Source organism: Rhodococcus sp. NPDC057014 (genome assembly GCF_042673295.1).
Taxonomy (GTDB): Bacteria; Actinomycetota; Actinomycetes; order Mycobacteriales; family Mycobacteriaceae; genus Rhodococcus_F.
Genome location: NZ_JBHUSF010000087.1, coordinates 14,754 through 29,341, shown reverse-complemented (window position 1 = coordinate 29,341; position 14,588 = coordinate 14,754). Strand labels below are relative to the sequence as shown.

Genomic DNA, 14,588 nt, shown 5'->3' with positions numbered 1-14,588 from the left:
CTCTACCCCGTTGGGTCTGGGGGGGTTGTTTTTGTTTATACTATACACCTTTTTTGCACCTCGCGGGGGGGGCACCGCCTACTCCCCTGCAGCGGTCCCGCCACTCCCCTCGCTCGAATGCCCGTCACCAACTCTTGCGGAGATCATGAACGCCACCCTCGAATCCTCAGCCGCCACCGCCCCTGTGCACCCGAATCTTCCCGCCGAGGCCACTGCGTCGATGGCGGCGCTGCTGTCGCAGTTGGCGGCGCTGACCCGGCTTGCGGGTCGCGGTGACCTCCTGACCCGGCTGTCGCACACCGAGTCTCGTCTCGCCGATCCGCGAACGCGGGTGGTGGTGCTCGGCCTGACCGACAAGGGCGTCAGTTCGGTGGCCGGTGCGCTCGTCGACAGGGACGTGGCGACGACGGCACGGTCGCGGCAGGAGCCGGTGGTCGTCGAGTACGGACCTGTCGCCTCGGACTCGGATTCGACGGTCACCCTCCCCCACGATCTGCTCGCGGAGGGTCTGGTGCTGGTCGACGCACCCGGTTTCTCCGGTCACGCTCCCACTCGCGCGGCGGACATGCTGGCACTGGTCCCCACGGCGGACGCGGTGCTGTTCGTCTCCGATGCGAGTCAGGAATACACCGAACCCGAGATCGCCCTGCTGACGCAGGTGCACACGCTGTGCCCGATGGTGATCTGCGTCGTCAACAAGATCGACTTCTATCCGCGGTGGGCGGACATCCAGAAGGCCAACCGCACCCACTTGCAGAATGCGGACCTTGCGCTGCCACTGCTCCCGGTGTCCGCGATGATGCACGCGGACGCCCGCGAGGCCGGCGACGACGCGCTCGACGTCGAATCCGGCATTCCGCAGCTCGTCGACTATCTTCGCAGTCACGTGATCGCGAAGGCGGATGTCGTGCTTCGCAATTCGGTGATCGCCGACGTACGCACCGTCACCGACCACCTGTCGCTGTCGCTGAGCTCGGAACTGGACGCGTTGCAGGATCCGCAGCGCGGCGCCGCGCTTCTCGAGCAGATGACCCGGGCCCGCGCGGCGGCGGATCAGCTCCGCCAGCGATCCGCGAACTGGCAGTACACGCTGGCCGACGGCGCGATCGAGTTGATGACGGACATCGAACACGACTTGCGGCACCGTCTGCGCACCGTCATCCGCGCGGCGGAAGAGGACATCGGCAAGTCCGATCCTGCACCGCGATGGGAGGAGTTCGGTTCCTGGCTCGACGGCGAGATCGCGATGTGTGTGCGGGAGAACTTCGTGATGGCCCACACTCGTTCGCAGGCCCTCGCGCTGTCGGTCGCGGGGCGGTTCGCCGAGGACGGCAGGGTCCCGGTTCCGGCGCTGCGCATCGACAACGTGGATCACGTGCTCGAACCGGTCAACTCCCTCGAATCCTTGGAGAGTGCGCAGGGTTTCACGCAGCGCGTGCTCTCCAGCATGCGCGGGTCGTACGGCGGGGTGCTGATGGTCGGGCTGGTCACGAGCCTGGCGGGTCTGGCGCTGGTGAATCCGTTCTCGATCGGCGCCGGAGTGCTGCTCGGCGCCAACACGTATCGCGAGGACCGCAAGGCGCGCACCGCCCGCAGGCAGGCGGAGGCGAAGGTGGCCGTGTCGCGGCTGATGGACGACGTGATCTTCCAGGTGGGCAAGGAGTCGAAGCAGCGGCTGCGGGAGGTGCAGCGCGTGCTGCGCGACCACTTCACCGATCTGGCGAACGAGATGCTCCGTTCCGTCGACGATTCGCTGCGCGCGGCGACGGACGCGTCGAAGGTGCACGACGATCGCCGTGCCACGCGGTCGGCGCAGATCCGCACGGAACTCGACACGTTACGGCAGATCCGAGTGCAGGCCGCCGGATTCGCGGGGCAGGTGGCGGCGTGAGCGTCACTCGCCTCGGCTCCCAGACCCGCCAGCTGATCGATGCCGCCCGGCACGAACTGCGCGGCGACCCCGCCTCCGTCGAGGAACTCCGGCACTGCGGGGCCCGCCTCGAGGAACCGCTGCGCGTTGCCCTCACCGGCACGCTGAAGGCCGGGAAGTCGACGCTGCTCAACGCCCTCGTCGGCGAGGAGATCGCACCCACCGACGCCACCGAGTGCACCCGGGTGGTCACCTGGTTCGAGCAGTCTGCCACGCCGCGAATCGATCTCACTCACGACTCGGGACGCCGGACGCGACTGCCGGTGCACCGGGACGGGGGCAGGCTCTCGCTGGATCTGGGCACGGTGACCGCGGATCGGGTGGAGCGGCTGCAGGTGGGGTGGCCGTCGGCGTTGCTCGGCGAGTTCACGCTCGTCGACACGCCGGGAACGTCGTCGAATTCGCGGGACGTGTCGGCGCGGACCCGGGCGCTGCTCCTCCCCGAGGACGGCCCGTGCGACGTCGACGCCGTCGTCTACCTGACCCGGGGCACCGACGGCGCGGACGTCCGGTTGCTCGACCAGTTGCAGACGCGGGTCGGTACAGCCGCCGGCCCGCTCGGCATCGTCGGCGTGCTGTCGCGGGCCGACGAGGTGAGGGGTGGCCGCGAACGCACCCTCGACGCAGCCCGGGCCGCCGCCGACGAAGCGGGCCGCCGGGTGCAACGCAGCCTGCTGCCCGTGTCGGGACTTCTCGCGCTGCGCGGTCGCACTCTGCGTCAGACCGAGTTCGACGACTTGGCGGTGCTCGCCACCGTTCCGGACAGTGTGCTCGAGTCCGCGCTGCGTTCGATCACCCGGTTCACGGCGGAGGACACCGATCTCGTGCTGTCGCCCGCTCAGCGACGCGATCTTCTCGAGAGTTTCGGCCTGTTCGGTGTCCGGTTCGCGGTCATGCTGATCCGCGCGGGCGCGACCGACGCGCCGGCGCTGGCCCGCGAGTTGACGGCGCACAGCGGCCTCGAGGACCTCCGCCGCACCCTGCACCTGCAGTTCGGTCAGCGCAGCACCGAATTGAAGGCGCATTCCGCGCTCCGCACGCTGAAGGCCGTGCTGGCCCGGACCCCGTCGTCGGCGAGCCGCAGCCTGAGCCGGGCGGCGGATCGCCTGCTCGCGGACACCCACGTGTTCCGGGAACTGCGGGTGCTGTCGGGCCTGCGCGCGAGCGGTCTGCAGCTCCGGGACTCGGACGTCGTCCTGCTCGAGCGGGTGCTCGGCGGGGAGGGCATGTCGCCGCACACCCGCCTCGGCATGCCCGCTGATGCCGCCCCGGAGCAGATCTCACGCGTCGCGCTGACAGCCCTGCGGTTCTGGCGGTCTCAGGCGGGACGCCCGACCATCGACACGGCGACGGTGCAGGCGTGCGCGTGTGCGGCGCGTTCCTGCGAGGCCCTGCTCGCCCGGTGACGAGCCCGTCTACCCCTCGGGCTGCCACAGTTCGAGTCGCGGAATGTCCGGCGGCTCGAATCCCAGTACCTGCCCGTAGAAGGAGAGTTCGGCGTTACGGGAGCTGATGAGGGTGGCCAGCTTCCGGAATCCGTGCGACTCCCCCTCGTATTCGAGGTAGGCGTGCGGGATGCCCTTCTCCACGAGCGCATCCCGGAACCGTTCCGCCTGCGACGGCGGCACGATTGGATCGTCGAGCCCCTGCAGCAGCAGGACCGGGCAGTTCAGCCCGGCGACGTTGTTGAGAGGCGCCCGCTCGGCGTAGAGGTCGGCGGCCTCGGGCAGCGGGCCGATCAGGCCGTCGATGTACCGGGACTCGAAGTCGTGCGTCTCCTTCACGAAACCGTCGAGTTCGGCGACCCCGAAGTAGGACGCACCGCAGGCGAACACGTCCGACGTCGTCAGTGCGGCGAGCACGGTCCAGCCGCCGGCGGATCCGCCTTCGATCGCCAGCCGGCGGGGGTCCGCCATCCCCGCCTCGGCCAAGCCGGTCACCGCGGTCACCACGTCCTCGACGTCGACGACCCCCCACTGGCCCCGCAGCCGGTTGCGGTATTCGCGCCCGTACCCGGTGGACCCGCCGTAGTTCACGTCGACGACGCCGATGCCGCGGCTGGTGAAGAACGCGAACACGGGATTCAGCGACGGTGCGACCCGCGACGTCGGCCCGCCGTGCACGAACGCCACGTACGGCGGCAGTTCCCCGTCCTCGCCCCGGTGCCGCGGGTGCCGCGGCGGGTAGGCGATCGCGTGGACTTCGCGTTCGGCGCCTTGGAACGTCAGCTGCCGGGCTTCGGGGAGATACGCCGCCTCGGGCAGTTCGGTGACGGACAGTCTGACTGTGCGGAGTGCACCGGTGTCGAGGTCGAGTTCGCGCAGGCCCGCCGGGGTCTGGGCGCCGCCGGTGAGCAGTAGGATCCGGTTGCCGTTGCGATCCCCGAGACCGATGCTGGTGAGCCCGTCGAGCGGGATGTCCACCAGCGAACCGGTGGCCGGATCGAGCACGGCGAGGGTGTCGGTGCCGAACGTCCGCACGGTCAGCAGTGTGCCGTCGTCGCGGCGGGTGTGCCAGCGGCCGCCGAGCATCCACAGCGCACCGCCGAAGTCGGCGTCCATCGGGCACAACGCCACCGGCTCCGGGTCGTCGATGCCCACCCGGTAGAGATTCCACCAGCCGCTGCGGTCGCTGATCGTGTACAGCTCGGTGGGCCCGACCCATTCGGGTTGCAGCACCGACTCCTCGGTACCGCCGAGCAGTGTCCGCACCTTCCCGGTGACGCGGCCGCCCTCGACGGCCACGACCCTGAGCTCGGTGCCGTCCCACGGCATCTGGGGGTGATCCCAGGCGATCCAGGCGAGGTGCCTGCGGTCCGGCGACAGCCGAGGATTGGCCAGGAAGTCCGAGCCGGCGACGACGGACCGTACCCGATGCGGGTCGTCGGCCGCCGACCCGTCCAGCGGAACGACGCAGATGTCGCGGGAGACGCCGCCCTCGGTGTCGTGTGTTTCGCGGACCGCCCACACCTCGCCGTCGACCACCGACAGGTCGCCGTACCGCAGCGAGCAGGGCTGCGGCGGTTCCGGTGTCAGCGGCACCGGGGTCCCGCCTTCCAGCAGGTACAGGCGCTGGTCGCTGAACTCGGCGAACACGAGGTGGCCGGCGTCGGTGACGGTCCAGCCGCCGCCGCCGTACTCGTGGACGCGGGTGCGGGCGTTCCACGGTGCGGGCAGAATGTCTTCCGGTTCGTCGTCGAGGCCGAGCCGCCGCACCGAGACCCGCCCGCCTTCACTGGGTCGCAGTTCCGACCACCACACGTCGTCGCCCACGTACCGGCCACCCTCGACGGGGTGGCCGCTGGAGGCGAGGTCCGCCGCCGCGATCGGAGAGGGCCAGGAACCGTAGGGCGCAGAGGTCATCCGCCGAGGATATTCCGCCGCCCGCTACTCCGCAGGCAGCCACGCGCCGTGAAGGCCCGCCGGAACCCGAATCGGCAGTCGCACCTTCCCGATCGGCCCCGACCCGGGGTCGTCGGCGGGCAGCACGAAGTACCAGGACGTCAGGTCGCTGCGGTCGGTACCGATCATTCCCCAGTACTCGTGCTCGGCGCCGGGCATGAAGATCGGCTCGCCCACCGACACACTGCCCGGGTCCCAGTGCGCCTCGGTGCCGCGGGCGGTGTCGAAGAACCACAGCGAATCCTGCCGTCCCTGACTGCGGTCGAGTTTGCCGACCGTCGCCACGGTGCGGTGCCCGCGGGTCAGTTCCCGGTCGTCGACCCGGGGGAACTCGACGTCGCGGTCGCACACCACCTCTCGCGTCACCCGTCCACTGCCGGGGTCGACGACGGCGCGGATCAGCGAGCCCAGCGACGGCGCCGGAGCCTTCGCGAATCCACCGGGATACGTCCACTCCACGTAGTCGACGCTCACCCGCCCGTCGGGCAGGTCGAACGCGTTCGCGAAATGCCACACCCAGTACGCGTCGTGCGTCGTCCACCGCACGGGACCGCCGTCGCGGGGGATCAGCGCGATCCGCGTGCCGTCCTCCGGCCGCCAGTCCAGCACGGACCCGCCGGTCAGCACGGCGGCGATGTCGAACACCAGCGGGCACAGCATGAGCAGTATGTAGCGCTGGGTGAGCGCCATGTCGTGGACCATCAGCGGTGTGTCCACGCCCTCGACCGCCGTCGGTGTCCGCGCCACCGAACCGTCGGGGTTCACCACCGACCACGTCAGGTACGGGGGCTCCAGCATGTAGTTGAACAGGACCATCTGCCCGGTGACCGGGTCGATCTTGGGGTGCGCAGTGCTGCCCACGCTCATGGCGCCGTCGCAGTTGTCCCGCCCCAGCGTGCTCAGGTCGGCCGGGTCGAGGCGGAACGGCAGCGTGGTCTCGGCCATCGCGAGGAGTCGCCCGCCGTGCCGGACGATGTTGATGTCGGGCAGTTCCCGGGACGTTCCCGCCAGTTCGGGCCCCACCTCGTCCTCGGTCGGCGTATAGAGGTCGGTGACCCCGGCCCAGATGACGTGTCCGGCCTTCTCTTCCGCCGTCACCATGGGGGTGCGGACGAATCGGTTGGTGTACCGGGCGGCGCCGTCGGCCAATTCGACCCGGTGGACCATGCCGTCGCCGTCGAGCGGGTAGACGTAGGTGCCGATCGGGTCGAACCGCGGATTGGGACCGTTGCGCAGATACGCGCCGTGCAGATCGGCGGGCAGTTCGCCGATCACCTCGAGATCCCGGACGTCGACCTCCTCCCGCTGCGGCGCGAACACCCCGACGAGGTGGCTGTGGTGCGCGATGTCGACGGGGCCGGGACGGCGGGTTACCGGTGCTGCCATGTGGGTCTATCCCTCCGGGCGCGGTGAACACGACCCCCTCTCGAGGGTACGACGGGCGCGTGCGCGGGCGGCGTGTTTCGACGACACGACGACGGTCCGATACCCACCAGTAGAAATCGGGTTGCCCGGGGGTGGGAGAATGACCGTCGTGAGCAACCCAGACCACGGCCACCACCGCATGCCGCATCGCAAGCTGGAGCAGTCCACCAAGCTTCAGAACGTGCTCTACGAGATTCGTGGACCGGTACATGCCCACGCCGCCCGGCTGGAGGCGGAAGGACACCGGATCCTCAAGCTCAACATCGGCAACCCCGCGCCGTTCGGTTTCGATGCGCCCGACGTGATCATGCGCGACATGATCGCCGCGCTCCCGTATGCGCAGGGGTACTCCGAGTCCAAGGGCATCCTGTCGGCACGGCGCGCGATCGTCACCCGCTACGAACTGGTCGCCGGGTTCCCCGAACTCGACGTCGACGACATCTACCTGGGCAACGGCGTGTCCGAGCTCATCACGATGACGATGCAGGCGCTCCTCGACAACGGCGACGAGGTACTGATCCCCGCGCCGGACTACCCGCTGTGGACGGCGATGACGAGCCTCGCCGGCGGCACCCCGGTGCACTACCTGTGCGACGAGGGCAACGACTGGAACCCCGACATCGCGGACATCGAGTCCAAGATCACCGACAAGACCAAGGCCCTCCTCGTCATCAACCCGAACAATCCGACGGGTGCGGTGTACTCGATGGAGGTCCTGCAGCAGCTCGTCGACCTGGCGCGCAAGCATCAACTGTTGCTTCTCGCGGACGAGATCTACGACAAGATCCTCTACGACGACGCCAAGCACATCTCGCTCGCGACGCTGGCCCCGGATCTGCTGTGCCTGACGTTCAACGGCCTGTCGAAGGCGTACCGCGTCGCGGGTTACCGGTCCGGCTGGGTGGCCATCACCGGCCCCAAGGAGCACGCCGCAGGTTTCCTCGAGGGACTCGACCTGCTGGCGTCGACGCGTCTGTGCCCGAACGTGCCCGGTCAGCACGCCATCCAGGTGGCGCTCGGCGGGCACCAGAGCATCGAAGACCTGATCCTGCCGGGTGGCCGGCTGCTCGAGCAGCGTGACGTGGCCTGGGAACGCCTCAACATGATCCCGGGCGTCTCGTGTGTGAAGCCGAAGGGCGCGCTGTACGCGTTCCCCCGCCTCGACCCGAACGTCTACGAGATCTACGACGACGAGAAGCTGGTCCAGGACCTGCTGCTGCAGGAGAAAATCCTGATGGTGCAGGGCACCGGCTTCAACTGGCCGGACCACGACCACCTCCGGATCGTGACGCTGCCGTGGGCGCGGGATCTCGCTGTCGCCATCGAGCGGTTCGGTAATTTCCTCACCAGCTACAAGCAGTAGGATCGAGACACAGCAAGCGACACGCGCGTCGCTTGCGTGTCTCCTGGGGGAAAAGAATGGTCACCAGCACCCGCGCGCGTTTCGGACAATTCGTCCACCGGCGACGGCGTTTGCTGAACCTCACACAGGACCAGGTCACGGCTGCCGGTGGCCCGTCCGACGCAGCTCAGACGCGCGCCGAGAACGGGACCGGCCCGGATCCGAGCATCGAGACGCTCCGCAAACTGGACGTCGCGCTGCGGTGGGCGCCGGGCAGCGCGGCCCGCACCCTCGACGGCGGTCACCCGACTCCCCTCGAGACGCTCGACGGGGACGAGCGGGCGCCGTCGTCGCGTCCGCTGACGCTCGGACCGTCGGAGATTCCGCTGGACCTGGACACGATCATCGAGATCCTGGGGCCGCACACCCAGCTCACGCAGCTGAGTGTGGCGCACCCCGAGGTGCCGGGCCTGGCCGAGGCGGCGGGCGAACTGAGCCGTGTGGTCTCGAAGATCACCGGCGCCTACGTCACGCGGTTGCTGGAAGTCAACGGAGGGCCGGCCGGACCCCGCCAGCCGCTGGTGGAGTTCGCGTTCGGCCATCTGCTGGAGGAACCGTCGACCGTCACCGATGCCCGCGAACTCGAGGAGGCGCGGTATCGCCGCTTCCTCTACGGCCGGGGGGAGGATCTCGACGCGGCCACCCGGGAGCGTTTCTGGCGTCGATGGGAGGACGCGGTGAAACTCGTCGCCACCGACGATCCTGAACGCAGCGGAGACGCGGAGGTGACCGCATGAACGGGGTGCCGTTGTCGGTGCGGGTCAACCGCCTGTTCTCCCTCGCCCACGATCTCGACGGTCCCGAACCGGGCGAGGACACCGTCGCCGCGGGGGTGTCGCAGATCCTCGGCCGCCCCGTCGCGCCGTCCGAGATCGAGTCGCTGCGCAGTAGCGATCACGAGCCTCCGGAGCCCGACGTCCTGCGGGCGGTCGCGCAGCACTTCCACGCCCCCGAGCAGTACCTCGCGGCCGACGGCTACCACGACTACGACACCCTGGTCCGGTTCAAGATCGCCGTCCGCGAGGCCGGGGTGCAGCACCTGTCGATGCGATCGCTGGACGCGAGCGCCGAACCGACCACCGCCGAGATGGAATCGCTGATCCCGCTTCTGGAGAATCTGCGGCGGAGCCACGGCCCCCTGCCGGTCGCGTCGCCGGATCCTCGTCAGACCTGAGCGGGGACGCGCGCCGACGGGTCCTCGGGTCCGCCGAACTGCGGGAGGCGCCGCGCCCACAGCGCGGCGGCCACACGCTCGCCGTCCTTCCAGTGGTCGGCCAGCCGCGCCAGTTCCCACGGTTCGCCGCCGACGTCGGTCACGAACCGGTCCGTCGTCCCGCCCGTGCCGTGTGCCCGGTGACCGGCGCTGCGGGCCAGGCACGCGAGGTGCAGTCGCGCCGCCGTGACCACCGGTGGTGCGCTGCCGGTGTGGTCGCCGAGTTCGAACACCACGTGCCGGTCGAGGACCATGATCGCGTCGCGGATCTCGACGCTCATCCGGTCCAGCCGGCCGCGGGCGGACAGCGCCCGGCGATCGGCCGGACGCAGTTCCAGGACCACTTCGGGGACCGCGCCCGTCAGGGTCCGCCACATCGGCTGCAGCCGGCGAGTGACCCGTCGCGACCGCCACCGGTGACCGAGCGCCCGGATCGCCGGTCCCGCAGAGATGATCGCGCCCGCCGACACGACGAGCACGCGGATGAACGCCCCCGAGTCGCTGTGCGATTCGGTCAGGGCGTTGTCTTCGCTGACGGCGTTGACCACCCCGGTCGTCATGACGACACCCATGTCGAACACCTCGAACAGCGACAGCGCGATGACGGCGAGAAACACCCGGCGCTCGTGTCCCGGTGTCGCGCTGCGCACGGCTTTCAGTGAGATCCACAGGTTGAGCACGGCGACGGCGAGGATCGGAACGGCGTACGTGATGCAGTAGGCCGCGAAGAGCCAGCCGCCTTCGTCCGCGATGGCGACGCCCCGCGACCGCGCCGGGGCGCTGAGGGCGATGAGGATCGCCCCCGCGACGAGGCCCACCGACAGCGACACGACGTGGATGCGGGGTAGACGCGCGGGGCCGAGTGCCCACGCGGAGAAGAGGCTGATCAGCGACGCCGCGGTGAGGATGATGCAGACGTTGCTGAGGGTGTTCGCGAATCCGTGCCCGAACCAGAGGTCGAGCCAGTGCTGCGCCAGCGACCGCTGGAGGACCAGCGAGAGCGAGGCGAAGACGAGGGCGGCGTTCATCCGGCGTTCGGCGACGGTCGACCGGACCAGGGCCACGCGCAGGAGGGTGGTCCCCCAGACGACGGCGAGCAGCGGCCAGCTCACGTAGGTGGGCGGTTCGTACACGGCGTCAGAACGTTCCGAGCATCCGCGACACCCGGGCGTCACCGGCGGTGTCGCCGGCGGTCGTCGCCCGGCGGCCCGCCATGATCAGGGTGGCGAGCAGTTCCGCCTCGTATTCCTGGTCGTTCGAGTAGTTGGACCGGCCGAGCATCTTGACCACGCCTGTCGTGTCGACCGACGGCGCGGCCGCCGACAGCACTGTCGAGTCGACGGAGGTGTCCCCGATCGTGTCGCGGTCGTGGCCGAGTTCCATGTGCGCCAGTTCGTGGCAGATGATGTGGGTGGCGTGGACGTCCGACATCCCTGTCGCGTAGAGGATCACGTCGTCCTCGGCCCGTGCCAGCCAGAGTCCGGAATGTCCGCCCTGCACCAGGGCATGCGAGACGGGAACCAGGTGGATCGGGCGGCCCCGGCGGGCCGCGACACCGCCGATCAGCTCATCCCTGTTCCAGGGCACGGGAATACCCATCTCCGCCACGATCCGGCGAAGATGGTTGCTGGGTCGCGACGGCCGCGAGATTCGCACTGGAACACCTCCGAACGGCCATAATCCTAGGCCGTCGGCGTTCGAGGTCACGACATGTGGGCGATTTCACCTACCCGGTTGACGAATACCCCTCATGTGTCGGTAGATTGGCAACCGGCACCTCGAGTGCCGCGAGCACCTGTCGCCCCTCCCCCCCCTGTGGGCGCCAGGTTGGTGGCGGGGTCAACCCCCCCTGTACCCCGCCACCCAGCTCGGCACTTCTCTCCACGCAGCGGCTTGTCACCCGCGGAACACACCCCTCGTTCGGAGTTCCGGACCACCCTTGCGTGAAACTCGGCGTTCGCTGCAGATTAGCTGCCACGTGCCATGTTCCGATATCTAATCACACCGGCGACATATAAGCGACACGAGAGCAATACACACCGGACAGGTCGGCAACACCGGCACCGCACGCCACTTCCGTCACAGCGTCCCCGGTCTGCTTCCGGCTACCCTGTCGTGCGTGCGGAGACAATCCCCCCAGCAGCCGACCCGAAGCGGACGATGAGCGAATTCCACGGACACGGCCACGGCCACGGCCACAGCGACGGACCGGCCCCGATGGGACCCGTTGCCGCCAAGGTGGTGGTCGGGCTCCTCGTCGCCATCGGTGTCACGGTCCTCATCGGCGCCGTCGCGTTGTGGCCCGGCAAGCCGAGCGTCGACGTCGAGCAGCCGTTCCAGAGCGCCCAGGGCGGTGCCGTCGTCACGGAGTCGGGCACGGTCACGATGCAGAACATCGGCGACTGCGGAAGCCCGTCCGCCGGACGGGTCTTCACCGGCGCACCGCTGCCCCCGCCCGCCGGCGCCTACGAGTGCCAGCGCAGCATCGTCGACATCGAGTCCGGTCCCAACACCGGCACCCAGACGCTGCTCGAGATCATCCCCGGCCCCGGCCAGCCCGATCTCCGCGTGGGCGAGAACATCCGGCTGTCCCGCCAAACGGATGTGAACGGCACGACGGAGTACTCGTTCGAGGACTACGCCCGCGGGCTGCCCGTCACGCTCATCGCACTCGCGTTCGCCGCCGTCGTGATCGCCGTCGCGCGGTGGCGCGGGTTCCGGGCGCTCGTCGGCATCGTCGTCTCGTTCGGGGTGCTCGTCCTGTTCACACTGCCGGCCCTGTTGGACGGTCAGCCGGCGATCCCGGTGGCGCTCGTCTCCGGCGCCGTCATCCTGTATGCCGTGCTGTATCTCGCGCACGGCGTTTCGCTACGCACCAGTTCGGCGTTGCTGGGCACCCTCGCGTCGATGGCCCTGGCGGCGGTCCTCTCCTACGCCACCATCGAGATGACGCGCCTGACCGGGCTGTCCGAGGAGCAGAACACCAACGTCCAGACGTACATCCAGCACGTCAGCATCACCGGCCTGCTGCTGGCCGGCTTCATCATCGGTTCGCTGGGTGTGCTCAACGACGTCACCATCACGCAGGCGGCGTCGGCGTTCGAACTGGCCTCGCTCGACCCGGGCGCGTCGAGGCGCCAGATCTTCGGTTCCGCGATGCGCGTCGGCCGCGATCACATCGCCAGCACCGTGTACACCCTCGTCCTCGCGTATGCGGGCGGGGCACTGCCGCTGCTGTTGCTGTTCAGTGTGGCGGGCCGGTCGATCCAGGACGTGCTGCTCAGCGACGCCGTGGCCATCGAGATCGTGCGGTCGGCGGTCGGCGGCATCGCGTTGGCGCTGTCGGTTCCGCTGACCACCGCGATCGCGGTGATGCTGGCGCGCCCGATCGGCGCAGGGCCCAGCGGCGCGGCGCCGGCAGTCAGGCCGTCACGGGGTGGCCGTCATTCCAGATAGCGGGTGCACCGCTAGCTGAAGAGCCCGACCTCCCGGAGGACGATGAAGATGATGGCGATGACCATCAGCGCATAGACGGTCAGCATCGTCACCTTGGCCGCGTGTTCGCTGGTGGGCGGGAACATCTTCAGGATCGGCTTCGTGTACGCGACGAGCCGCCGGGTCTCTGCCGGCGCGGCCGCCGAAGACGGGGGAACGTTGGGAGTGCTGTGGAACTCCGCGGGATTTGCAGTCACTGCACACATCCTCTCTACGCCGGAACCACTCCCATCGTAGGCCCGCGGAGCGGGACCCGACACCTCGAATCGGCAGTCGGGCCGCGGCGACGTCTAGGTTCCGGGCAACCTCGGGAGTTCGGGCAGTTGGAACGGCGGCAAGTGGATCTGCGGCAGGCCGGGAAATATCGGTGCGGGCAGAGGAGGAGGTGGCGGCGGTGCGGGCTCCGCCTCGGGAATCCGGATCTGCGACGCCGTCTGCACGGGCGCCTCGACGATCTCGGACGTGGGCGGCGGCGAGGGCGTCGTCGGTGACGGTGTGGCCACCTCGGTGACGACCGGCGGCTTGGCGGTGAGCTGCGTGGTCGCCGGCTGCGACGACCCCTCGGTGCGGGACAACAGGTTCTTGCCGTACCCGAGACCGAGACCGATCACCGCCACCACGGCGAGCGCGGTACCCGCCAGCGCGGCGCCCCGGATCTGGATCTTGGCCACCTGCTGACTCGGCGGCGGCGCCGCGGCGCTCAGCCACGACGGGGTACCCGACGGCGCACCGCTGCGCGCGACGACTGCGGTCGGTGCGTGCCGGAACGCGTTCCACTCGGGCGTGTACTGCGGCGGCGGGAGGACTCGGGCGACCTCGGCGGGCGGCGGCACCACCTGCTGGGCGAGCAGCGCAGCGCCTTGTGCCGCAACGAGTTCGGGATGATCGGGAACGATGACGGGCAACCCGAGCCACGACTCCAGTACCGTGCGCACGAGGGGAATACGCGCACCACCGCCGGTGAGCACCACGGCGTCCGGCGTTCGTCCCGACCGCGTGATCACGTCGCGGGCGAGGCGCGCCGACGATTCGACGGTGACACCGATGAGCGAGTCGAAGACGTCGCGCGACAACAGCAGCAGGCCGCCGGCGCCGGGCACCGCGACGGCGCCGCCGGTGGAGAGCCGCTCCTTCGCCTCACGGCAGCGGAGGTCGAGCTCCAGGCTCGCGGCCGCGTCGCGGGGCGCCTCGATGCGATTGTTCTCCAACTGGTTGACACGAACCATTCGGTCGAAGACGTCGCCGCTCACCGTGTCGGTGCGGACCGTCTCGACCACCTCACCCGTCGCCCGGTCGACGACGCTGACGGTGAGTCCGGAACTGCCCAGGTCGTAGAACACGAGCGTCGCGTGATCACCCAGGGCTCCCGAGACGTCGAGGAACTTCAGCGCGGCCGAGGCCTCGGTGACGAGGCGGTAGTTGGCGAGTTGCTGCCGGGCCATCGCCGCCTGGACGGCACCTGCCTGCGCTTCGTCGCGGTAGGCGACACCGGTGGCGTGCACCTGCCCGGCGTCGGGTGCGCCGGCGAGGACCACGCCGATCGATTCGGCGGCCAGTTCCTCCGGCAGATCCCGGCCTGCGGCGACGACCTGCGCCCGGAAATCGGGGACGTGCCGGCTCGCGGCGTCGTCTCGGTTCACGGAGTCGGGTCGTGCCAAGCGCACAGCGCTCGCACCGACCGACACACCTAGAACCGAACTCATGGGCCGCCTAACTCGACTG

General features: G+C 69.5%; 12 protein-coding genes. 6 read left to right on the top strand and 6 right to left on the bottom strand.

Annotation, left to right across the window (positions count from 1 at the left end):
- Positions 1-145 precede the first annotated feature (145 nt).
- Complete coding sequence (locus tag ACFTZB_RS18905; RefSeq protein ID WP_378433492.1) at positions 146-1,891, top strand: Isoniazid-inducible protein iniA; 1,746 nt, start codon at positions 146-148, stop codon at positions 1,889-1,891.
- A complete protein-coding gene (locus ACFTZB_RS18900; RefSeq protein ID WP_378433491.1) occupies positions 1,888-3,336 on the top strand; it encodes a dynamin family protein in 1,449 nt (482 codons plus the stop codon). The genes ACFTZB_RS18905 and ACFTZB_RS18900 overlap by 4 nt, the downstream gene beginning before the upstream one ends.
- Before the next feature lie 9 nt (positions 3,337-3,345).
- On the opposite strand, the gene ACFTZB_RS18895 is transcribed toward ACFTZB_RS18900, so the two are convergent.
- Both ACFTZB_RS18895 and ACFTZB_RS18890 read right to left on the bottom strand, forming a co-directional pair.
- Complete coding sequence (locus ACFTZB_RS18895) at positions 3,346-5,292, bottom strand: prolyl oligopeptidase family serine peptidase (RefSeq protein ID WP_378433490.1); 1,947 nt, start codon at positions 5,290-5,292, stop codon at positions 3,346-3,348.
- Positions 5,293-5,316: 24 nt separating this feature from the next.
- The gene (locus ACFTZB_RS18890; RefSeq protein ID WP_378433489.1) at positions 5,317-6,717 is read right to left on the bottom strand and encodes a carotenoid oxygenase family protein; all 1,401 of its coding nucleotides are present in this window, start codon (positions 6,715-6,717) and stop codon (positions 5,317-5,319) included.
- 139 nt (positions 6,718-6,856) lie between these two features.
- Between ACFTZB_RS18890 and ACFTZB_RS18885 the strand changes: the two genes are divergently transcribed.
- From ACFTZB_RS18885 to ACFTZB_RS18875, 3 genes are read left to right on the top strand one after another with little or no spacing between them, the layout of a single operon-like run.
- A complete protein-coding gene (locus tag ACFTZB_RS18885; RefSeq protein WP_005253480.1) occupies positions 6,857-8,119 on the top strand; it encodes a pyridoxal phosphate-dependent aminotransferase in 1,263 nt (420 codons plus the stop codon).
- Between the two features lie 56 nt (positions 8,120-8,175).
- Positions 8,176-8,895 carry an XRE family transcriptional regulator gene (locus ACFTZB_RS18880; RefSeq protein WP_378433488.1) on the top strand — a complete coding sequence of 240 codons (720 nt, stop codon included), beginning with the start codon at positions 8,176-8,178 and terminating at the stop codon, positions 8,893-8,895.
- Entirely contained in the window at positions 8,892-9,332 is a 441-nt protein-coding gene (locus ACFTZB_RS18875; protein ID WP_378433487.1) for a hypothetical protein, read from the top strand. Before ACFTZB_RS18880 ends, ACFTZB_RS18875 begins: the two co-directional genes overlap by 4 nt.
- On the opposite strand, the gene ACFTZB_RS18870 is transcribed toward ACFTZB_RS18875, so the two are convergent.
- Positions 9,323-10,504: an MAB_1171c family putative transporter gene (locus tag ACFTZB_RS18870; protein WP_378433486.1), complete on the bottom strand. Its 1,182-nt coding sequence runs from the start codon at positions 10,502-10,504 to the stop codon at positions 9,323-9,325. The genes ACFTZB_RS18875 and ACFTZB_RS18870 overlap by 10 nt on opposite strands.
- Before the next feature lie 4 nt (positions 10,505-10,508).
- Complete coding sequence (locus tag ACFTZB_RS18865; RefSeq protein WP_378433485.1) at positions 10,509-10,970, bottom strand: hypothetical protein; 462 nt, start codon at positions 10,968-10,970, stop codon at positions 10,509-10,511.
- A gap of 561 nt (positions 10,971-11,531) precedes the next feature.
- Between ACFTZB_RS18865 and ACFTZB_RS18860 the strand changes: the two genes are divergently transcribed.
- Positions 11,532-12,827 carry a YibE/F family protein gene (locus ACFTZB_RS18860; protein WP_378433484.1) on the top strand — a complete coding sequence of 432 codons (1,296 nt, stop codon included), beginning with the start codon at positions 11,532-11,534 and terminating at the stop codon, positions 12,825-12,827.
- Positions 12,828-12,838: 11 nt separating this feature from the next.
- Here ACFTZB_RS18860 and ACFTZB_RS18855 read toward each other — a convergent pair whose 3' ends face one another.
- Positions 12,839-13,072 carry a hypothetical protein gene (locus tag ACFTZB_RS18855; protein ID WP_241031508.1) on the bottom strand — a complete coding sequence of 78 codons (234 nt, stop codon included), beginning with the start codon at positions 13,070-13,072 and terminating at the stop codon, positions 12,839-12,841.
- Between the two features lie 84 nt (positions 13,073-13,156).
- Entirely contained in the window at positions 13,157-14,569 is a 1,413-nt protein-coding gene (locus tag ACFTZB_RS18850) for an Hsp70 family protein (RefSeq protein WP_378433483.1), read from the bottom strand.
- Positions 14,570-14,588: the final 19 nt, after the last annotated feature.

Excerpts from the sequence above, each read along its gene's own strand:
- ACFTZB_RS18880 (WP_378433488.1), top strand. The coding sequence starts at position 8,176 with ATGGTCACCAGCACCCGCGCGCGTTTCGGACAATTCGTCCACCGGCGA.
- ACFTZB_RS18890 (WP_378433489.1), bottom strand. The coding sequence starts at position 6,717 with ATGGCAGCACCGGTAACCCGCCGTCCCGGCCCCGTCGACATCGCGCAC.
- ACFTZB_RS18860 (WP_378433484.1), top strand. The coding sequence starts at position 11,532 with ATGAGCGAATTCCACGGACACGGCCACGGCCACGGCCACAGCGACGGA.
- ACFTZB_RS18855 (WP_241031508.1), bottom strand. The coding sequence starts at position 13,072 with ATGTGTGCAGTGACTGCAAATCCCGCGGAGTTCCACAGCACTCCCAAC.
- ACFTZB_RS18895 (WP_378433490.1), bottom strand. The coding sequence starts at position 5,292 with ATGACCTCTGCGCCCTACGGTTCCTGGCCCTCTCCGATCGCGGCGGCG.
- ACFTZB_RS18875 (WP_378433487.1), top strand. The coding sequence starts at position 8,892 with ATGAACGGGGTGCCGTTGTCGGTGCGGGTCAACCGCCTGTTCTCCCTC.
- ACFTZB_RS18885 (WP_005253480.1), top strand. The coding sequence starts at position 6,857 with ATGACCGTCGTGAGCAACCCAGACCACGGCCACCACCGCATGCCGCAT.
- ACFTZB_RS18905 (WP_378433492.1), top strand. The coding sequence starts at position 146 with ATGAACGCCACCCTCGAATCCTCAGCCGCCACCGCCCCTGTGCACCCG.
- ACFTZB_RS18850 (WP_378433483.1), bottom strand. The coding sequence starts at position 14,569 with ATGAGTTCGGTTCTAGGTGTGTCGGTCGGTGCGAGCGCTGTGCGCTTG.
- ACFTZB_RS18865 (WP_378433485.1), bottom strand. The coding sequence starts at position 10,970 with ATGGGTATTCCCGTGCCCTGGAACAGGGATGAGCTGATCGGCGGTGTC.